The sequence below is a fragment of the Desulfofundulus thermocisternus DSM 10259 genome, from assembly GCF_000686645.1.
In the GTDB taxonomy this organism is placed as follows: domain Bacteria; phylum Bacillota; class Desulfotomaculia; order Desulfotomaculales; family Desulfovirgulaceae; genus Desulfofundulus; species Desulfofundulus australicus.
In genome coordinates this window covers 64,792-85,045 of the sequence record NZ_JMLG01000007.1, presented here as the reverse complement: position 1 = coordinate 85,045, position 20,254 = coordinate 64,792, and the positions used below count along the sequence as shown (strand labels likewise).

Annotated in this window: 19 protein-coding genes; all 19 read left to right on the top strand. The window is 53.8% G+C overall.

Annotation, left to right across the window (positions count from 1 at the left end; translation table 11 throughout):
• Window positions 1-4 precede the first annotated feature (4 nt).
• The 19 genes from BR83_RS0107885 to BR83_RS0107785 all read left to right on the top strand — a co-directional run bounded on the left by BR83_RS0107885 (window position 5) and on the right by BR83_RS0107785 (window position 20,224).
• Window positions 5-991: a 5-oxoprolinase subunit C family protein gene (locus BR83_RS0107885; protein ID WP_027356632.1), complete on the top strand. Its 987-nt coding sequence runs from the start codon at window positions 5-7 to the stop codon at window positions 989-991.
• A gap of 42 nt (window positions 992-1,033) precedes the next feature.
• Window positions 1,034-1,786 carry a 5-oxoprolinase subunit PxpA gene (locus tag BR83_RS0107880; RefSeq protein WP_027356631.1) on the top strand — a complete coding sequence of 251 codons (753 nt, stop codon included), beginning with the start codon at window positions 1,034-1,036 and terminating at the stop codon, window positions 1,784-1,786.
• A 37-nt stretch (window positions 1,787-1,823) separates the two neighbouring features.
• The gene (locus BR83_RS15345) at window positions 1,824-2,099 is read left to right on the top strand and encodes an acyl-CoA carboxylase biotin carboxyl carrier protein subunit (RefSeq protein ID WP_051618021.1); all 276 of its coding nucleotides are present in this window, start codon (window positions 1,824-1,826) and stop codon (window positions 2,097-2,099) included.
• 105 nt (window positions 2,100-2,204) lie between these two features.
• Window positions 2,205-3,554 carry an acetyl-CoA carboxylase biotin carboxylase subunit gene (locus tag BR83_RS0107870; protein WP_027356630.1) on the top strand — a complete coding sequence of 450 codons (1,350 nt, stop codon included), beginning with the start codon at window positions 2,205-2,207 and terminating at the stop codon, window positions 3,552-3,554.
• 21 nt (window positions 3,555-3,575) lie between these two features.
• On the top strand, window positions 3,576-4,175 hold the full coding sequence (locus BR83_RS0107865; protein WP_027356629.1) for a hypothetical protein: 600 nt from the start codon (window positions 3,576-3,578) through the stop codon (window positions 4,173-4,175).
• 64 nt (window positions 4,176-4,239) lie between these two features.
• Window positions 4,240-4,455: a biotin/lipoyl-containing protein gene (locus BR83_RS0107860; RefSeq protein ID WP_027356628.1), complete on the top strand. Its 216-nt coding sequence runs from the start codon at window positions 4,240-4,242 to the stop codon at window positions 4,453-4,455.
• Window positions 4,456-4,964: 509 nt separating this feature from the next.
• Complete coding sequence (gabT, locus tag BR83_RS0107855; protein WP_027356627.1) at window positions 4,965-6,296, top strand: 4-aminobutyrate--2-oxoglutarate transaminase; 1,332 nt, start codon at window positions 4,965-4,967, stop codon at window positions 6,294-6,296.
• 31 nt (window positions 6,297-6,327) lie between these two features.
• Entirely contained in the window at window positions 6,328-8,085 is a 1,758-nt protein-coding gene (locus BR83_RS0107850; RefSeq protein WP_027356626.1) for an aldehyde ferredoxin oxidoreductase family protein, read from the top strand.
• A gap of 200 nt (window positions 8,086-8,285) precedes the next feature.
• Window positions 8,286-9,458, top strand: a complete 1,173-nt coding sequence (locus tag BR83_RS0107840; protein WP_027356625.1) for an iron-containing alcohol dehydrogenase — start codon at window positions 8,286-8,288, stop codon at window positions 9,456-9,458.
• The gene (locus BR83_RS0107835) at window positions 9,451-10,812 is read left to right on the top strand and encodes an ATP-binding protein (protein WP_027356624.1); all 1,362 of its coding nucleotides are present in this window, start codon (window positions 9,451-9,453) and stop codon (window positions 10,810-10,812) included. The genes BR83_RS0107840 and BR83_RS0107835 overlap by 8 nt, the downstream gene beginning before the upstream one ends.
• A gap of 37 nt (window positions 10,813-10,849) precedes the next feature.
• The gene (locus BR83_RS0107830; protein WP_027356623.1) at window positions 10,850-12,406 is read left to right on the top strand and encodes a sigma-54-dependent transcriptional regulator; all 1,557 of its coding nucleotides are present in this window, start codon (window positions 10,850-10,852) and stop codon (window positions 12,404-12,406) included.
• A 229-nt stretch (window positions 12,407-12,635) separates the two neighbouring features.
• The gene (locus BR83_RS0107820; RefSeq protein WP_027356622.1) at window positions 12,636-13,799 is read left to right on the top strand and encodes an iron-containing alcohol dehydrogenase; all 1,164 of its coding nucleotides are present in this window, start codon (window positions 12,636-12,638) and stop codon (window positions 13,797-13,799) included.
• 317 nt (window positions 13,800-14,116) lie between these two features.
• On the top strand, window positions 14,117-15,844 hold the full coding sequence (locus tag BR83_RS0107815; RefSeq protein WP_027356621.1) for an aldehyde ferredoxin oxidoreductase family protein: 1,728 nt from the start codon (window positions 14,117-14,119) through the stop codon (window positions 15,842-15,844).
• A 67-nt stretch (window positions 15,845-15,911) separates the two neighbouring features.
• Window positions 15,912-16,151 carry a MoaD/ThiS family protein gene (locus tag BR83_RS0107810; RefSeq protein ID WP_027356620.1) on the top strand — a complete coding sequence of 80 codons (240 nt, stop codon included), beginning with the start codon at window positions 15,912-15,914 and terminating at the stop codon, window positions 16,149-16,151.
• 14 nt (window positions 16,152-16,165) lie between these two features.
• Window positions 16,166-16,924, top strand: coding sequence for a HesA/MoeB/ThiF family protein (locus tag BR83_RS0107805; protein ID WP_027356619.1), 759 nt, complete (start codon window positions 16,166-16,168; stop codon window positions 16,922-16,924).
• A gap of 6 nt (window positions 16,925-16,930) precedes the next feature.
• The gene (locus BR83_RS0107800) at window positions 16,931-17,212 is read left to right on the top strand and encodes a MoaD/ThiS family protein (protein ID WP_027356618.1); all 282 of its coding nucleotides are present in this window, start codon (window positions 16,931-16,933) and stop codon (window positions 17,210-17,212) included.
• 111 nt (window positions 17,213-17,323) lie between these two features.
• Window positions 17,324-17,578, top strand: a complete 255-nt coding sequence (locus tag BR83_RS0107795) for a 4Fe-4S binding protein (RefSeq protein ID WP_027356617.1) — start codon at window positions 17,324-17,326, stop codon at window positions 17,576-17,578.
• Window positions 17,579-17,581: 3 nt separating this feature from the next.
• Window positions 17,582-19,519 (top strand): aldehyde ferredoxin oxidoreductase family protein, encoded by a 1,938-nt coding sequence (locus BR83_RS0107790; RefSeq protein ID WP_034634738.1) that lies wholly within the window; start codon window positions 17,582-17,584, stop codon window positions 19,517-19,519.
• Window positions 19,520-19,525: 6 nt separating this feature from the next.
• On the top strand, window positions 19,526-20,224 hold the full coding sequence (locus BR83_RS0107785) for an ABC transporter permease (RefSeq protein WP_027356615.1): 699 nt from the start codon (window positions 19,526-19,528) through the stop codon (window positions 20,222-20,224).
• Window positions 20,225-20,254: the final 30 nt, after the last annotated feature.

The window sequence follows — 20,254 nt, the reverse complement described above, 5'->3', positions numbered from 1 at the left end:
GTTTATGCTGCTGGTAAAAAAAGGCGGCATTGAAGCCGTTGTTGAAGATTGGCCCGGAAGAATCGGCTACCTGGATAACGGTATGGCCGCATCCGGTGCGTTCGATTATGTTGCCCTGGGGCTGGCCAACTTGCTGGTGGGAAACCCGCCCGGTGAAGCAGGAATAGAGATTGCGTGTGGCTATTTTGAAGCTGAGTTCGGCGTGGACACTGTTATTAGTGTTACAGGAGCTGACATGAAGCCCACTCTTAATGATCAGCCCATTCCTTTGTGGGAAGCAATCAGGGTAAGCAAGGGTGATGTTATAAAATTCTCCCACATTGGAGAGTTTGGCTTCAGGGCGTATCTTGGCGTGGCGGGAGGAATTGACGTTCCAGTATACTTAGGAAGTAAGTCCACCTGTGTATACGGAAGTTATGGGGGTTATGAAGGGAGGAGATTGCAAGCTGGTGATGTACTGAACTTTGGTAAGCCACAGGAAGATTTAAAGAACCTGGAGGGCCGGAGAATTAAAAAAGAGGCCATTCCTGAATACACGCGGGTGTGGGAGCTGAGAGCGTTACCGGGTCCCAATTCGTATCCTGATTATGTGACAAAAGAAGGGATGGATTACCTCTTTTCGCATGAATTTAAAATTCAGCATAGCGCAAACAGGTCAGCCTACCGGCTTGAGGCGATAAAGGGTGTAAACTTTTTCGCCAGAACAGATGGAGGTGCAGGCGGCAGTCACCCGTCAAATGTTTTGGATCATGCCTATGCTACCCCCGGTGCTTTAAATATTTGTGGTGATACTCCCACTCTTTTAACTGTCGACGGACCCACCCTGGGTGGTTACCTCTGCGCATTGAGCGTGATTATGGCAGATCTTTGGAAGATAGGGCAGGCGGTTCCGGGCAGGGACTATGTCAGGTTTGTTTATTGTACACAAGACGATGCAATAAAAGCCAGAGCTGAATTGAAAGAACTTTTGAGCGAGAAATCTCTAGCTTAGTTTTTTAAATAATCAATTATAAACAAGGGAGTGAAACAAAAAATGGATTTAAACGTTGATATGGGTGAAAGCTTCGGGAGATATAAGCTCGGCCAGGATGAAGAGGTAATGAAGTATATTACATCAGCGAATATTGCCTGTGGTTTTCATGCCGGAGATCCTCAGGTTATGCATGAAACGGTTCAACTGGCCAAAAAGTACGATGTGGCGGTTGGTGCGCATGTTGGTCTTCCCGACTTGCGGGGTTTTGGGCGCAGGCGGATGGATATAACTCCAGAGGAATTGAAAACCGATACTCTTTACCAGCTTGGAGCGCTGGATGCTTTTCTGAAAGCAAACGGCATGAAAATGCAGCACGTAAAGCCGCATGGTGTGCTTTACCGCATGGTCTCAGAGGAAGAAAAATATGCGGAAGCTTTTCTTGAAGCAGTTAAGTTGTTTAACCCGGAGCTTTACATTTTTATTCCCAAAGGAACATTAATTTGGGATCGGGGCACTGATCTGGGTTTGAAGATGGCGGCGGAAGTTCTTGTGGATCTCAGCTACGATGACCAGGGGAACTGGGTTTTGGAGCGGAAAAAGAAAGCCTGGTCTCCGGAAGAAGTTGCCCAACGCGCTGTTATGGTAGCCAGGGACAAGCAGATAACGACAATCGGTGGAAAAAAGATTGATATTGAGGCCGATACGATTTGTTGCCATGGTGATTCGCCCAATGCCGTCGAAGTAGTTAAAAAAGTAAAGGAAGAATTTGAACGCCTGGGTATACCGCTGTGTAAAATTAGCGCTTCTAAATAATGCTTTGCATCATACAAGATAAGGAGGATCTGGGGGTATGGAACAAATTGTGAGAGCACATATGCCTGGACTGGTTGCAAGAGTGGTGGTAAATGTGGGCGATAGGGTTCAAAAAGGGCAAGAAGTCGCCGTTATTAATTGCATGAAAACCGAACTTTCAGTACAATCAGAATATGATGGGGTAGTAAAAGAAATTCTGGTTAAAGAATGGGACGAGATGGAAGTAGGAAGTCCTATGGTTGTTTTGGATGTTGAAAAGCTTTGTAAGTTTAGTAATTGTATTATTAATTACTCAAACTCCATGGGCCCTTAAATAGTTAGTAGATGCACAGCTGCAAATAGATGGGCGATTTTTAGGACTAGCGTTGCAAGATCTACCAATTGAAGGGGCCCTATGCGGCATAAGGATGGGGAGATCGTGATTAAGAAGCTGCTTATAGCCAACAGGGGTGAAATAGTCGCAAGAATAATCAGGGATTGCCGTGAGCTGGATATAAAAACGGTGGCCGTTTATTCGGATGCTGATCAAAATGCGCCTTACTTAAAAGATGTAGACGAAGCTTACAATCTTGGACCGGCAAACCCTGTAAAAAGTTATCTTAATATTGAAAAACTGATTGAAGTTATAAAAATATCCCGGGCAGATGCCGTTCATCCTGGTTATGGCTTTTTAGCTGAAAATTATGCTTTTGCTCAAGCAGTTGTTTCAAGCGGGGCAATATGGGTAGGTCCGCCACCTGAAGTATTAAAGGCAATTGAATCGAAGTGCTATTGTAGAAGAATCGCAGATTCCGTTGGCGTACCCGTGCTGCCCGGTACCAATGAACCAGTAAGAGATGCTAATGAGATCTTCCAGTTTGCCGCTAAATATGGTTATCCTTTTCTGCTCAAACTGGATAAGGGTGGCGGAGGAAAAGGTATTGAATCCGTCAATAGTGAGGAAAAAATTAGGGGTGCTTTTGAAAGGCTTTCGCGGATTGGGTATATGGCCTTCGGAAACGGTGACTGTTACATTGAAAAGCAGGTTATGATGCCGAGGCATATTGAAGTTCAGTTTCTTGCCGATCATTTTGGTAATTATGTTTGTCTGGGTGAAAGGGAGTGCTCAATTCAAAGGCGTTATCAAAAAATTATTGAAGAATCCCCTTCTCCGGTTATTACGGAGGAAGACCGTCAGACCCTCTACAACTATACAATAAAGCTGGCAAAGGCCATGGGTTATCGAAATGCAGGTACTATAGAATTTCTTAGATCAGAAGATGGAAGCTTTTACTTTATGGAGGTAAACGCAAGGTTGCAGGTGGAACACCCGGTGACGGAACTTGTAACGGGTGTGGATATTGTCAAGAGCCAGTTAAAAATTGCTTCTGGGGAGAAACTAAACGTCGAGCAGGAAGAAATTAACTTAAGAGGCCATGCCATAGAGGCAAGGGTTTATGCCGAGGATCCGCTTTCTTTTGTGCCTTCTCCTGGCAAAATAGAAAAGCTTATTTTTCCTTCGGCAAACGGCCGCTTTCTGAGGATCGACCATGCTCTGAAAGAGGGCTTGAGCGTACCTCCCTACTATGACCCGATGTTAGCCAAGGTAATTGCCTGGGGATCGACCCGGGAAGAGGCGATTCGACGTCTGAGAGAGGCTCTGGCTGGGTTTCACATTGAAGGAGTAAAAACGATCATTCCGCTAAATTTAATGGTATTGGAAAATAATAGTTTTGTCAGTGGTCAGTTTTATACCGGCTTTGTGCGGGAATTGCTTGCGGCGAAATAACCTGCTTGGGAGGGGATAGATGTGGGTAATGACCCTAAAATTGCCGATGCAGGAGCGGCGGGGTGGATTGCTTACTCCATTGCCACTTGGATTGCCTGGGCGGCATTATGTGGTTTTGTGAGCAGCAAGGCCCTTTTGTTTATGGCATGCATTTCTCTTGCCTGTACCATTCCGTATCTTGGTGCCGCAATAACCCAATTAAAACTGGGGAATGTAGCGGGCGGCGTTACCTGGCTGTATTTCGGTTCGTTTTTTGCCTTTTGTTCGGCGTTGACTTATGCAGTAAATTATTTTGCCGGTATCTACGGTTGGGAAGTGGATGCCCGGATTCTGGGTTACGAATGGGCAATTTTGGCACTGGTACTGATCTTAACAACCCCGATTTTTTTAAAGTTTGCACCGGCAGCCGCTGCTTTGTCGGTTATAGCGGCTGATATTGGCCTTGCCAGTCTTGCCTTAATCTATTGGGGGTTTGCCGGTTCGCTCGTGTTTCAGCTTAGCGGATGGTCTTTCTTTGTAGCAGGGTTTTTCGGTATTGTGATGGCCGTCGGAGGGATCCTTGGCGGAGCTGGCATGAAGTTTCCCGTGGGTAGGCCACTGCTCAAACAAGACTCTAATTAAACACTAACATTCTCAGGGCTTAAGTATTTAGTATCAGTAAATCATTAGGAAAGGGGGTCTGTAAGTGGCTACTCCGGTCAATTCACCCATGGTGGGCAAGCTGATTTCAGTTGATGTTAAAGTAGGGGATCAAGTGAAGGAGAATGATCCCGTGGCCACTATTGAAGCCATGAAAATGTATGTCAAAATCTATGCTCCGGCCAGCGGTGTGGTCAAGGAAATTAAAGCCACTCCGGGCGATGTAGTCAACCCGGATACGGTCATCTTAACTTTGGAGTAAAGGAAAGGGAAATTGGCTATGCTGGAGCAGTTGACCTGGTTGAGAGAATAGGCTGGAAAAATTACAAATTTGTTCGGGATACACCTTCTGCCTACCTTCTGCCGTTGATTTCAAGAGCAAAAGACTCCTTCATCTCGGAGCCCGGGCTCGTTATTCTAGAGCTTGGGCTTTGTTATAGGGGTTGCTAATGTTAGCGCAGTGTAATGTTGCATTTATAAAATGCATAAATGCATTACAAAGGATAGTAGAACAATCCAAAAACACTGCCTGAATTGCGAGGTATATTGATTTAAATATGCATCATGAGATATTCCTCTAACATTTAGATAATTGTGCTTTTCGATATTTTTCTTAAGGGAACAGCATTTGCATTCTAGTCCACAGCAAAAGGAGTTAAAACTACATACGACCCCCATGCCACTTTTTGGCGGAACCAGCAGAAGGGTGAAAACATTTTTCGGGTTCGTTTCTTTTAAAAATTAAAAGTTAAAGCAGGAGGTTTTGGTATGATGCTTCAAAAAGTTACTGCCGTACCCGGTCCCAGGTCAAGCAGCCTGCTGGAAAAGAAGAACAAGTACGTCGCCCGGGGCATTTCCAATTCCACTCCCGTCTTCGTGGCCGAAGCAAAAGGAGCTCTGATCAAGGATGTGGACGGGAACGAATTTATTGACTTTTACGGCGGCATCGGCACCTTGAATGCCGGCCACTGTCCCGAGCCTGTGGTGGCTGCCATTAAAAGCCAGGCCGACAAGCTCCTGCACAGCTGCTTTATGGTGACCATGTACGAGAACTACGTGGACCTGGCTGAAAGGCTGGCCGGCCTGTGCCCCGTTAAAGGCGAGAATAAAAAGGTCATGTTTGCCAACAGCGGGGCTGAGGCGGTGGAAAACGCCGTCAAGATAGCCCGTTTTTATGCCAAAAAGCCGGGCATTATCGCCTTCGAGTGCGCCTTCCACGGCCGGACCCTGATGGCCATGAGTCTAACCAGCAAGGTGAAACCCTACAAGTTCGGCTTCGGCCCCTTTGCCCCGGAAGTCTACAAGGTTCCTTCCGCCTATTGCTACCGCTGTTACTACAACTCCACTTACCCTGGGTGCGGCCTGCACTGCCTGGAGAATTTCACCCGGTTCTTTGCCGCCGAAGTGGCACCGGAAAATATCGCCGCCATGATTATCGAGCCGGTACAGGGTGAGGGTGGGTTCATTGTACCCCCGCCGGAGTTCCTGCCGGGCCTGCAGAAACTCTGCGAAAAGCACGGCATCGTCTTTATTGTGGATGAAGTGCAGACCGGTTTTGCCCGGACCGGAAAGATGTTCGCCGTGGAGCACTGGGGTGTGCAGCCCGACCTGATGACCGTGGCCAAGTCCATTGCGTCCGGGCTGCCCCTGAGCGGGGTGATCGGCCGGGCAGAGGTTATGGATGCCCCCGATCCGGGACACATCGGCGGCACCTACGGGGGCAACCCCATTTCCTGTGCCGCGGCCCTGGCCACTATTGACTACATGGCGGAGCAGAAGTTGGCGGACCGGGCCGCCAAAATCGGGGAAATGGCCCTGGGGCGTCTGCGGGCCATGCAGGAAAAATACCCCCTCATTGGGGACGTGCGCGGGCTGGGGGCCATGGTGGCCATGGAGCTGGTCAAGGACAGGAAGACCAAGGAACCGGCCAAAGAGGAAGCCGGCCGCATTATACAGGAATGCTACAAGCGCGGCCTGATCATTATCGGGGCGGGCATATTCGGCAACGTGGTGCGCATGCTCATGCCCCTGACCATCACGGATGAACAGCTGGAACAAGGTTTCTCCATCCTGGAAGAAGTGGTGGCCGAAGTGGCCGGTTAAAACGGCCCGGCAAGTGGGGAGGAGGCTTACGATGTACGGTTTTTACGGTAGGCTGCTGCGCTTGAACCTTTCGGACCGGTCCTTTGCGGTGGAGGAATTGCCGGAAAGCGTGTACCGGGACTACCTGGGCGGGAAGGGGCTGGGCACTTACCTGTTGCTGCGCGAGCTGGAACCGGGGATAGACCCCCTTTCCCCGGCCAATAAACTGATTATTACCATTGGTCCCGCCACGGGTACCGTGCTGCCCGGGTCCAGCCGCTACGGGGTGTTCAGCAAATCTCCCCTGACCGGGTTTTACGCCGAATCCTATGCTGGCGGGCGGGTGGCCCCGGCCATCCGCCGCACCGGCTATGACGCGGTGATCATCGAAGGTGCAGCTGATGCGCCGGTATACGTGGAAATTAGCGACAAAAATGTGCTATTCCACGATGCATCCCACCTGTGGGGAAAGGATACTTACGCTACGGAAGACGCCGTGCTGGCGGAGGTGGGGCAAAAGGGAGCCGAGGCCATGGTTATAGGTCCGGCGGGAGAAAACCTGGTGCGTTTTGCCTGTATTGAAAATAATTACTGGCGCTCGGCGGGGCGCACTGGCATGGGGGCAGTAATGGGTTCCAAAAAGCTAAAAGCCCTGGTTTTCCACGGGGAAGCCCGCTGTGAGATGGCCGACCCGGCCCTTTTGCAGGAGGCTGCCCGCCGGATCAGGGAAAAGGGCAGGGACAACCCGGGGGTTAAGGCTTACCAGACCTATGGGACCACTGTCATGGTAGGCACCATGAATGCCGCCAGGGCATTTCCGGCCCGTTACTGGACCATGGCCGTTGATCCCGGTTGGGAAAATATAAGCGGGGATACGTTACGCAAAAAATTTGAGGTACAGCCCAGGGCCTGCCACAACTGTTTTATGGCCTGCGGCAAGTTAACTACGATCAAGGAAGGAAAGCATGCCGGCCTTAAGCTGGAGGGCCCAGAGTACGAAACCATCTATTCCTTTGGCGGGTTATGCGGCATTAACAGCCTGGAAGAGATCATTTACCTCAACGACCTCTGTGACCGGCTGGGTATGGATACCATTACCACCGGCAATCTGGTGGCTCTAATGATGGAGGCCGGGAAAAGGGGTCGGGTTAAGGGGTATCCCGGTTACGGTGATGCCGAGGGGGTTGCCCGGCTGGTTGAGGATATGGCTTACGCCCGCGGCCCTGGGGAATTGCTGGCCCGGGGAATAAAACACGTTGCCGCTGAACTGGGCCTGGACGACCTGGCTGTTCACGTTAAAGGGCTGGAGCCGGCCGGTTATGACCCCCGGGTTCTGAAGGGGATGGGCCTGGCCTATGCAACTTCGCCCAGGGGGGCCTGTCATCTGCGGGCTACCTTTTACAAACCGGAGCTCAGCGGCATGATTGATCCCTCCACCACTGAGGGAAAAGCTGCTCTATTTATCGAATTTGAAAACAGGCTTACGGTTTTTAACACCATGATATTCTGCGTCTTTTTCCGCGACCTGATCCAGTGGGACGACCTGGTGACCATGATCAAGGGCAGTACCGGTTGGGAGTACACCCCGGAGGAGCTGGCCCGCCTAGCTGGCCGTATTGTCACCGCCACGCGTCTTTTCAATACCAGGGAAGGTGCTACGCGGGCAGATGATATGCTGCCGCCCAGGTTCTTCGATGAGCCGGTCAATGACGGGCGGAACGTTATTACCAGGCAGGAGCTGGATGTTATGCTGGATGACTACTACCGTCTGCGTGGCTGGGATCAGAATGGCGTACCGCCCGGTAATTGAGAGGAACAGCGGTCCGGAGGTGCTCGCTACTGGTAAGCATTTCGCGGGCTGCTTTTAGCAAATCCTTTGAAATAAGTCTTGTAAACTTATAATGTTCCATCCTCCTTCACACCCCTACCAGGGGTTTTTTTTTCCGACAGGAAGTTTCCCGGTGATAGAGAATTAAAACAATTAGAAAAAATTTTATGGAGAGAAAGCCCATGCGGATGATCAGTAAATTTGTAACTCCCGAAATTATTTTCGGAGTGGGGGCCTTGAGCCAGGTGGGTGAAAGCGCCCTGCGCCTGGGAGCGACCAAACTTTTTGTCATCAGTGACCCGGGGGTGGTGGCCAACCGGTGGGTGGACAGGGCCATCGACAGGCTCAAGGAGGCCGGTCTCTCCTATGAAGTATGGTTTGAGGTTACCAGCAACCCGAAGGATTATGAGGTGATCGAAGGGGTCAAGCGCTACCAGGACACGGGGTGCGATGCCATTCTGGCCGTGGGAGGAGGCAGCCCCATCGACGTGGCCAAAGCCGTGGCCATCCTGGCCACCAACGGGGGGGTTATCCAGGATTATGAAGGGGTCAACAAGATCACCCGCCCCCTCCCGCCGTTGCTGGTTGTGCCCACCACGGCCGGTTCGGGGTCCGAGGTCACCCAGTTTGCCATAATTGTTGACACCCGGCGCAGGGTTAAGATGACCATTATTTCCAAATCCCTGGTGCCCGATATAGCCATTATCGACCCCGTGGTGCTCCAGACCAAGGACGCCAGGTTGACGGCCGCCACCGGGCTGGATGCTTTAAGCCACGCCATCGAGTCCTTTGTATCCCTGGCCGCAACCCCCCTTACCGACGTAAATGCCTTGAATGCCATACGCCTGGTGGCCAGGTACCTGCGCCCCTCGGTTGCCAGCCGTTCCAACCTGGAGGCCAAGTCGGCCATGGCCATGGCTGCTTTGCAGGCGGGTCTGGCCTTCTCCAACGCCATTTTAGGGGCCACCCATGCCATGGCCCACCAGCTGGACGCGCAGCTGGATTTGCATCATGGAGAAACCAATGCCATCCTTTTGCCATATGTAATGGAGTTTAACATGATCGCCTGTGTGGAAAAATTCGCCCGGATAGCCGAGGCCATGGGCGAGAATATTGCAGGGCTGAGTACATGGGAGGCGGCGGAAAGGGCCATCCAGGCGGTGCGCAGGCTGGCCCGGGATCTTGACATACCGGATAAAATTACCGTGGGGAACCTGTCGGAGGAGCGTATAAACAATCTTGCCCAAAACGCCCTGAAAGACGCCTGCATTATTACCAACCCGCGGGATGTAACCGAAAGGGATTTGCATAACCTTTTTGCTCTGACCTTGAAGAGAGGGATTCAGGTTGATTGACGACAAAGCCAGGCTGATTGAGAATTTGACGGGGGTCAGGTCATCCAAGCTGAATTATTACGTGGAGCTGAAAAAACGCAACCGGGAAATTGTTATCCAGAACCGCCGCCTGGAGATCATCCACCAGTTGAGCCGGGACATCAATATCGATATGTCCCTGGAAATGATCGTGCAAAGGGTTTATGAAAACCTTCCCCCGGTTATCCCCTGCGATTTTCTGGGCCTGATCACGCTGGAAGGCAGTGAGCTGCGCCTGGTGGCCACGCAGCCCCCTTTGCCCTGTAAAGGCCTGGTGGTACCCAGGAATTCCGTGCTCTGGGAGACCATTAGAAAACAGCAAGAACAGGTGTACCTGTGTGTTGCAGGCGACGGGAAACTTCTTGAGGAGCTTCCCGTGCAGGAGCTGGAACTCAAATGCCTGATCCTGGACCCCCTGAAAGTAAAACAAAATATTATCGGTATGCTGATAATCGGTACCCGGGAGAAAAATGTATACTCACAAAATGATCTGGCCTTTTCCCGGCAGCTGGCAGACCAGCTGGCCATCTGTGTTCAAAACCGCCGGCTCTACGAGGAAGTGGTCCAGGCCAAGCGGGAGTGGGAGGAAGCCTTCCGGGCGCGGGTGCAAATGCAGGCCCAGCTGGTCCAGTCGGCCAAGCTGGCGGCCATAGGGGAAATGGCCGCGGGGGTGGCCCACGAGCTTAACAGCCCCATGACTGTGATTATCGGCAACGCCCAGATGCTGCAGCGCGAACTGGGGCCCGAACATCCGTCTTCCCAGCTGCTCAAAGATATCGTCACCTGCGGCCTGCGCTGCAAAAAAATAATTCAGAACCTGCTCACCTTTGCCCGCCAGGAACCCCCGGTGGTGACTCCCACCGACCTCAATGAGGTGGTGGAAAGGGTGCTGAGCCTGGTCAAATATCAGATAAACCGGAACGGGATTGTCATTTGTACGGATCTGGCCCGGGATCTCCCCATGGTGGCCGCCAACGGGCAGCAGCTCGATCAGGTCCTGATCAACCTTTTGCTCAATGCCCGGGACGCCCTGGATGGGGTAGAAAGGGAGGAAAAGCATATTCATATCCGCACCGGGGTGCGCAGGGGGGAAGACGGCCAGCAGCAAGTGGTTGTGGCAGTTAAGGATAACGGTCAGGGAATCCCCCCTGAAAATTTAGACCGGCTTTTTGATCCCTTTTTTACGACGAAAGAAGCTTCCCGGGGTACCGGGCTGGGTTTGAGTGTAAGCCTTGGCATTGCCCGGGCCCACGGAGGGACCATCGAAGTCGAGAGCCGGCCTGGTGAGGGAAGCACCTTTACGCTGGTCCTCCCTTTGGAGGAGGACCGGTCTTAGATTTTTCTAAATTCAGCTTGTTACCGGAGGGATAATTTTGTCTTTACAGGCACGTATCCTGGTAATAGATGATGAGGTAGAGGTAGGCACATTTTTTCGTTGCCTGCTGGAAAGAAAAGGTTATCGAGTGGTTGTAGCTACAAATGGCCAGGAGGCCTGCAGGGCCATCAACGCACAGAAGTTTAATGTGGCAGTGGTTGATTTAAAGCTGCCCGATGGCGATGGCCTGTCCCTGCTCCAGGAGATAAAAAAAGTGCAGCCCGATTGTGAAGTCATTATCATGACAGGTTACAGCACCACCAGGACAGCCGTGAGGGCCATTCAACTGGGGGCTTACGATTACATTGAGAAGCCCTTCGAGGACATATCGGAAGTTGAATCCCTGATCGACAAAGCCCTCGATTTTGCCGGTGGTGCTGAAGAAAGGAAGAAAAAGCTTTCTTCCGCCGAATGGAGTCATATTGCCACCCGGGCGGGAATAATTGTCGGAAACAGCCGGGCCATGAACCAGCTTCTTTCCGTGGCTTATAAAATTGCCCGTAAAGATGTTAACGTGCTCATTCAGGGGGAAACCGGTACGGGTAAGGAAGTGCTGGCCCGTTTCATCCATGCGGCCAGCCACCGGAGCGACCATCCTTTTATTCCCGTTAACTGCGGTGCCCTGCCGGAAAATCTACTGGAAAGCGAGTTATTTGGTCATGAAAAGGGTGCGTTTACAGGTGCCATCGGCCAGCGCAGGGGTATTTTTGAACTGGCCAACCACGGCACGCTGTTCCTGGATGAAATTGGTGAGGCCAGCCTGTCCATCCAGGTAAAGCTCCTCCGGGTGCTGGAGACCGGGGAGTTTATGCGGGTGGGGGGAGAAAAACCCATTAAAACCGATGTTCGCATAATTGCCGCCACCAATGTGGATCTGGAGCAGGCCGTCAGGGAAAAGAGTTTCCGGGAAGATTTGTTTTACCGCCTTGACGTGGTGCGGCTGTGTCTCCCCCCTTTAAGGGAGCGCAGGGAAGATATACCAGAACTGGTAAACCATTTTTTAAAAGAGCTTTCCGGACAGGGAACGGGTCAGGAGATAAGAATATCCCCCGAAGCGATGAAAATTATGATGCAGTATTCCTGGCCGGGCAACGTGCGGGAACTGCTCAATGCCATTCAGCAGGCCGCGGCTCTGTGCGATGGGACGGTAATTCTACCCGGGCACCTCTCCAGCCGCATAACCGGTAGCCTGAACCAGTTCCCCAGAGCCGGGCCAGCGCTTCTGGAAAATCAGCCGCAGGGTTCACCTTTCCTGGCTCAGCTGCAGAATATGGCGCAAGCAAAGGATTACCTGTCCGGCCTGGAGGACGGGGAACTGTCGCGGGTTTTTCATTTGTTGAAGGTGCTGGAAAAAAATGTGCTCGAGGTAATGTCCCGCAGGGGTCTCTCCTGCCCGCCTCCCGCCACCATTGAGGAAATGGAAAGGGAGGCTATCAACCAGGCTCTGGTTTATTCCCGCGGCAACATTTCCCTGGCTGCCCGTGTTCTGGGCATCGGCCGGAATACCCTTTACAGGAAATTAAAAGAAATGCAGGACGGGGCCAGAAACGGTTGATCTTATTTTTCAAAATTGAGACTCCCTGCTCCAAACTGGTCAGGGTGCTTGTGTCATAATGTAACACCAGAAATGATGAACCGCCTCCAATTTAGCGAATATCAAGATTTTTATATCTGGCATGAATATTGCCTTGCTTTAAATAAACAAAAACATAAAAACTCTTCAAAGGAGAGGGAAAATATGATTGTTTACCTCTCCAGAACATTAATTACGGGAGGCGGTTTTGATGGCATTAGGTGAACAGGTTTACGGGTACTACATTCCCACAGTCAACCTCATGGGTATTGGTGCTCACAAGAAGGTCGGCGAGCAGGTGAAAATACTCGGCGGCAAAAGGGCGCTCATTGTTACGGACGCCTACCTGGCCAAGTCCGGTATGGCCGACCAGATCAAGGCCCAGGTGGAAGAGGCAGGTGCCCAGGCTATAATCTATGCCGGGGCCGAACCCAATCCCACCGATAAAAACGTTCATGATGGCTTGAAAGTATTCCAGGAAAATCAGTGTGACATGATTATTTCCCTGGGCGGCGGCAGCTCCCACGATTGCGCCAAGGGTATCGGCATTGTGGCCACCAACGGGGGTAACATCCGGGATTATGAAGGTGTGGACAAGTCCAGCAAGCCCATGCCCCCCTTTATTGCCGTGAATACCACCGCAGGAACGGCCAGCGAAATGACCCGTTTCTGCATCATTACCGATACCGACCGGAAGGTTAAAATGGCCATTGTGGACTGGCGGGTCACCCCCAACGTGGCCATAAACGACCCCCTGCTCATGGTAGGCATGCCCCCTGCCCTGACGGCGGCGACGGGGATGGATGCTTTAACCCACGCCGTGGAAGCGTATGTATCGACCATGGCCACTCCGGTCACCGATTCAGCTGCACTGATGGCCATAAAATTAATTGCCGGCAACCTGCGCCAGGCTGTGGCCAACGGTCAAAACATGGAAGCCCGGGATAAGATGGCCTATGCCGAATTCCTGGCCGGCATGGCATTCAATAACGCCAGCCTGGGTTACGTCCACGCCATGGCCCATCAGCTGGGCGGCTTTTACAACCTTCCCCATGGCGTATGCAACGCCATTCTGCTGCCCCATGTCTGCCGCTTCAACTTGATTGCCTGCCCGCAGCGTTTTGCCGACATTGCAGTCGCCCTGGGCGAAAACATTGAGGGGCTTTCCGTGCGTGAGGCTGCAGAAAAGGCTATTTCCGCCATTCAAAAACTGTCGGAGGATGTGGGTATTCCTTCCGGCCTTGCCGGGCTGGGAGTCAAGGAGGAAGACCTGGCCATCATGGCTGAAAACGCCATGAAGGATGCCTGCAGCCTGACCAACCCGCGCCTGGCCACCCTGGACGATATAATTGACATCTACCGGCAGGCAATGTAGAATATAAACACTAGATGACTTGCTGATCTGATAGGAGAGTCGTTGTGGGAGAGTCTAAGTCTCTCCTATCAGCATTTTTAGTAAAAGTTTTGGACAAGGTGTCCTTTTGTGATGCTCTTGCCCTGTTATGGAGCAGGCGGAGTGTTTCAAAATGGTGCATTGGGGGTGCGTAAGCGTCATTTAACCCGGAGTTTTTATGGCATGGAAATTGTACCTGGTTGTTTAGAGCCAATTGAATAGCCTGAATAAACAGGAAGATTGTAGTTGGAAAGATCAATTTTTGCCTAAAAATCTAAATATTAAAGGGGGAGAAAGCGGTGTCCAAGTTCCTGCGGGTGAATATGACCACCGGGGAAGTCAAGTTTGAGGAAGTGCCGGAAAAGTATATGCCCCTTGGCGGCAGGGCACTTACATCCCAGCTGGTTTACGACGAAGTGCCGCCCACCTGTGATCCTCTTGGTCCCTACAACAAGCTGGTTATTGCTCCGGGATTGCTCTCGGGTACCAGCGCACCATCTTCAGGACGCCTGTCCGTAGGAGGGAAGAGCCCCCTCACCGGAGGGATTAAGGAAGCCAATGCCGGCGGTATTACCTCTCAGAAGCTGGCCAACCTGGGCATCAAGGCCATCATCCTCGAAGGTAAGCCCGCCAGCAGCGACTGGTATCTGCTCAAGGTTACTCCCGAGGGGGCAGAGTTGCTGCCCGCCGGCGATCTGGCCGGCAAGGGTACTTACGAGGTAACGGCCATCTGTCGGGAGCGTTACGGTATGAAGGTTGCCGTGATTACCATTGGCCCTGCCGGCGAGATGCTCATGCCGGCCGCGGGGGTAACCAACAACGATAGTGACGGCAACAGCAGCCGCTATGCCGGCCGGGGCGGCCTGGGGGCGGTAATGGGTTCCAAGAGAATTAAGGCCATCGTCGTGGACAGCCCGGCTACCTTTGATGCCCCGGTTAAGGAACCGGAGCGTTTCAAAGCGGCAGCCAGGAAATTTGCGAAAATTTTGCAGGATCACCCGGTCACGGGGCAGGGACTGCCCAGCTACGGCACCAATGTGTTGATGAACATTATCAATGAAGCGGGCGCCCTTCCCACCAGAAACTTCCGCTTCGGCCGTTTCGACAAAGCTGCCGAGGTCAGCGGGGAGAAACTGGCCGAGGTGGCCGTAGCCCGGGGAGGGAAAGCCACCCATGCCTGCCATCCCGGCTGCGTCATGCGGTGTTCCAATGTTTACCCCATGCCCGACGGCAAGGTTTGTGCCCCCATTGAATATGAAACCGCCTGGTGTTTCGGTCCGAACCTGGAAATTGGCGACCTGGATGTAATCGCCAAACTGAACTACATCTGCAACGACGTAGGCCTGGACACCATTGAGACGGGGTGCACCCTGGGTGTGCTTATGGAAGCCGGCGTCATACCCTTTGGTGATGGTGAGGCCGCCATCAGGGCTCTGGAAGAAGTGGCCAAAGGCACGCCCCTGGGCAGGATTATCGGCGGCGGTTCGGCCAATGCCGGCCGGATTTACGGGGTAACCCGCGTGCCCGCAGTGAAAGGCCAGGGTATTCCCGCCTATGACCCGCGGGGCTGCAAGGGCAACGGTGTTACCTATGCCACCACGCCCATGGGTGCCGACCATACCGCCGGGTATGCCGTAACGGCCAACATCCTTAAAGTGGGCGGTTTTGTGGATCCTTTGAAACCCGAAAGCCAGGTGGAGCTTTCCCGGAACCTGCAAATTGCCACTGCGTTCATAGACAGCAGCGGGTTGTGTCTCTTTGTGGCCTTTGCTGTCCTGGATAACCCTGAGGGAATGCCCACCATTGTTGAAATGCTTAACGCCATGTACGGCCTCAATTTAACTGTAGATGACGTGCTCAACATGGGCAAGCAGGTATTGAAGGTCGAGAGGGAGTTCAACCGCAAGGCCGGGTTCACCAGCGCCGACGACCGGCTGCCCGAGTTCTTCAGCCAGGAAGAACTGCCGCCTCACAACACTGTATTTGATGTCAGGGCGGAGGAACTGGATCAGGTGTTTAATTTCTAAACTAATTCCGTGGCAGGGCTCCCATAGAGGTGCCCTGCCACCCTGAATTTTAACGGGGGTAGATGATGTGCGGCTGGAAGTACGCGTTTTCAGCGGGCTGGAAAAATTCATGCCCGGGGCCCGCTTCGGCCAGGCTATTGAGGTAGAGCGCCCGGAGGGAACTACCGTGGCCGGCCTTATAGACAGCCTGGGTATTCCCCGGAGCCAGGTCTTTACGGTTCTGGTCAACGGGCGGCACGCAGCCATGGATGCCGTCCTGCAGCCCGGTGACCGGGTATCCTTGTTCCCGCCGGTTGGCGGAGGTTGAGGAGGCAGGTAAATATGCAGGGGTTGACCCGGGAACAACGGGAGCGTTATCAGAGGAATATACTCCTGCCCGGTGTGGGCAGTGAGGGACAGGAAAAATTGCTGCGCAGCAGAGTACTGGTGGTGGGAGTCGGGGGGCTGGGCTCACCGGTAGCCTATTACCTTGCTGCGGCCGGTGTAGGCTACCTGGGCCTGGTAGATGCCGACGTGGTGGATTTGTCCAACCTGCAGCGGCAAATCCTGCACCGCACCGGTGATGTGGGCCGGCCCAAGGTGGAATCGGCCAGGGATAAGCTGGTGGCTCTGAACCCGGACGTGCAGGTGGAGGTTTTCCTTGAACGCCTGAGCGCTGCCAGTGCCCTGTCCCTGATCGAGGGATATGACATTGTTGTTGACTGCACCGATAATTTTGCCACCCGCTTCCTGCTCAACGAAACCTGCCTGCGCCTGGGGAAGCCCTTCATCTACGGCGGCGTGCTGGCCTTTGCCGGTCAGGTGATGACTGTGGTGCCCGGTGCCGGTCCCTGCCTGCGCTGTATTTTCCCGCATGAACCTGATCCGCAGGTTCCCGGCTGCGCGGAACTGGGGGTCCTGGGAGCTGTGCCCGGTGTTATCGGTACCATCCAGGCCACGGAAGCCATCAAGTACCTCCTGGGCCTTGGCGATTTGCTGGTTGGCCGGTTGCTCACTTACGACGCCCTGTCCATGACTTTTTTGGAGGTATCTGTGGGCCGGGATCCCGGATGTCCGGCCTGCAGCCAGGAAATGAGGTGACGGTGTTTGGCCAGAATAGAACTGCGGGCTTTCGGCCCGTTGATGAAGATATTTTCCCACCGCGGCTGGCCCTTTCCCCTGCCTGTGGAAATTGCTCCCGGTGATACTCCCGGCACCCTGTTAAAGCGCCTGGAGATACCGGAAGAACAGGTGGAAGTGGTTTTTGTCAACGGCCGGGTGGAAAAAATGAGTCACCCTCTGCAGGATGGCGACCGGGTGGCCTTTGTCCCGCCGGGGGTGCCGTCCATTCACAGGGTAATGCTGGGGTTTTACAGCAGAAAATCATAGTTCGGGTTCCTTTTGTACAACACCTTCACGGTGTTTTTTATTTATTGCCGGCAGGTTTCCGGGAGCCGGCCGTAGAAATTTTCGTTGACATTATTTTCAGGGGGTACTTTCATGGCCAGAGAACTGGCGATCAACCCCGGCAGGTGTACCGGTTGCTGCACCTGCGCCCTTACCTGTGCCATTACCCACCTGGGGGAGTTTAAGCTTACCGGAGCTTTTATCAGTATTGCCAGGGATGAGTTTGAGGGAACGTTTACCATTACCTTTTCCTCCCTTTGCCGCGGCTGTAAAAAGTGTGCCCTGGCCTGTCCTTCGGGAGCCCTGCGGGTGGTCGATGTAGAGAAAATGGCGGAACAGGAGGGGTAGTGCGTGTACGGTTACAGCGGTAAAATCCTGGATATCGACCTTACTGCCGGCAGGATAAAGGAGCGACCCGTGGAACAGGATTGGGCCAGGGAATATTTGAGCGGCCTGGGATTTAACGCCCGCCTGCTCTACGAGGAAATTCCCGCCGGCGCCGACCCCCTCGGCCCGGAAAATATCCTGGTCTTTAATGTGGGGGTGCTGGTGGGAACAACGGTACCTACAGCATCCCGCACCGAAGCTTCCGCCCTCTCACCCGCCACCGGCCTGTTTGGTACGGCCAACTCCGGCAACTTCTGGGGAAGCGAGCTCAAGTTTGCCGGTTTTGACGGGGTGGTTATCCGGGGAAAGGCCGCCGCACCGGTTTATGTATGGATCTGTGACGGCCAGGCAACAATTTTACCGGCGGACCACCTGTGGGGGCGGGATGCCTGGGAGACGGTGCGCCGGATTCGCCGGGAACTGGGCGACGGGGCCATTCAGGTGGCGGCCATTGGCCAGGCCGGTGAAAATCTGGTCCGCTTTGCCAGCGTAGAAAACGGTCCCTTTGATGCCTGGGCGCGTACGGGGCTGGGCGCGGTAATGGGCAGCAAGAACTTGAAAGCCGTGGCGGTGCGCGGCCGTGGTGCGGTGAGGGTGGCTCACCGGAAAGAGTTCCTGCAGGCCGTGGACGACACCCGGAAAGCGATTTTTTCTTCTCCTTTTTACGGTCCCTTTTCCCGCTTTGGCACCATGCTGGCCACCCTGCCCTATCAGGAGTTCGGGGCCCTGCCGGGGCGCAATTACCGGCTTGGTGCCATAGAAAACTGGGTGGAAACCCGCAGCCGCAAGGTTCTACCCAGGTACAGTAATCGTGGTGTGGCCTGCGTGGCCTGTCCCATTGCCTGCGCCCACTGGGTGGAAATTAAGGAAGGCCCCTACGCCGGGCTCAGGCTTAAAGATATGGAGGTTACACCGGTCATCGGCTTCGGAGCCGGGTGTGATATCAACAACCTGCCGGCTGTGGCCATGGTTACCGAAACCTGCCAGCGCCTGGGCCTGGATATGGTTTCCGCGGCGGCGGTGGTAGCCTTTGCCATGGAGCTGTATGAAAAAGGGCTGATCGGCGAAAAGGATCTGGGCTTCCCCCTTAACTGGGGCGATGAACGGGCTACCATTTCCCTGCTCGATATGATCGCCCACCGTCGCGGCCTGGGAGATGTGCTGGCTGAAGGTGTCAGAAAGGCAGCGGAGCATTTCCCGGGTGCTTCAAAATATGCTGTAGAAGTCAAGGGGCTGGAATGTTTCCTTTTAGATCCCCGGGCCCGCTGGTCTACCTGGACTCTGGGTTATATTACCAATGTGCGGGGCGGAGATCACCTGCGCACCCGCAACCCGGTGGAAAATCTCCGTTATAATGAAAATCCCGTCCCTTACCTTACGGAAAAGTTTGGTTTTTCGGAGGAAATGTACGAGCGCCTGGATATGCCCGACGAGCTAAAAAAGGAGATTTTCGATCCCGTTACCAGGGATGTAAACATACCAAAAATGTCCCGGTGGGCAGAAGATCTCATTGCCGTCTATAACGCCCTGGGCATGTGCATCCGCCCGCCCGTGCTGCATACTGTGGGTCCCACCCTTTTTGCCCGCCTTTATACCAGCTTGACCGGTATTGCTCTAACACCGGAAGAGGTGATCAGGGCGGGAGAACGTATCTGGAACCTCCAGAAGCTGTTCAACCTGCGTCATGGTGAAAAACCGGGTGATGCGGATTATCCCTCCCGCTTTTACGATGAGCCCGTAACGGCCGGCCCCGCCGCCGGGCGCAGGCTGGAGCGGGAGAAGGTGCGGGAGGTTTTGCGGGAATATTACCTGGCCCGGGGATGGGATCCGGATACGGGGGTGCCCGGCGCGGCAAAACTGGCCGAGCTGAATTTACAATCCTACACCCATCAAAGGAGTTGAAGGAGTTTGGAAATCTTCTGGCAGGGTCTTGTGGAAGCCGTTCGTTTGCTGGCAGCAGGAGATCCCGAAGTTCTTGATATTACCCTGCGCACCTTAAAAATCTCCGGTCTGGCCACGCTGATCAGTGTCCTCATTGGCGTGCCCCTGGGGACGCTCCTGGCCCTGGTCAATTTTCCCGGCCGCCGCTTCCTGGTCAGTGTGGTTAATTTTGGCATGGGCTTGCCGCCGGTAGTGGTGGGGCTGGCGGTCTGGCTTACCTTCACCCGGTACGGCCCCCTGGGTTTCCTCGGCCTCCTTTACACCCCGGCGGCCATGGTGGTGGCCCAGGCCATTATTGCCTCTCCTATTGTGGCTGGGTTTACCGTGGCTGCCATGCAGTCTTTAAACCCGAAGATTCCCCTGCAGATCCTGGCCCTGGGGGCATCCCGGTTGCAGTTGCTGTGGCTTCTGGTGCGGGAAGCCCGGCTGGGCCTGCTGGCGGCGGTGATGGCCGGATTTGGCGGCGTCATCTCCGAGGTGGGTGCCTCCATGATGGTCGGCGGCAACATTGCCGGCAGTACCCGGGTGCTGACGACGGCCACGGTGCTGGCGGTGGGGCAGGGCAAGTATGAGCTGGCCACTGCCTTAAGCATCATCCTGCTGCTCCTGGCCTACGGCATTACCGCCTTTTTAACCGTGGCCCAGCAGCGCAGCAGCCACGCTTAAAAATGTTAAAAATGTCAAAATTACGGCTGC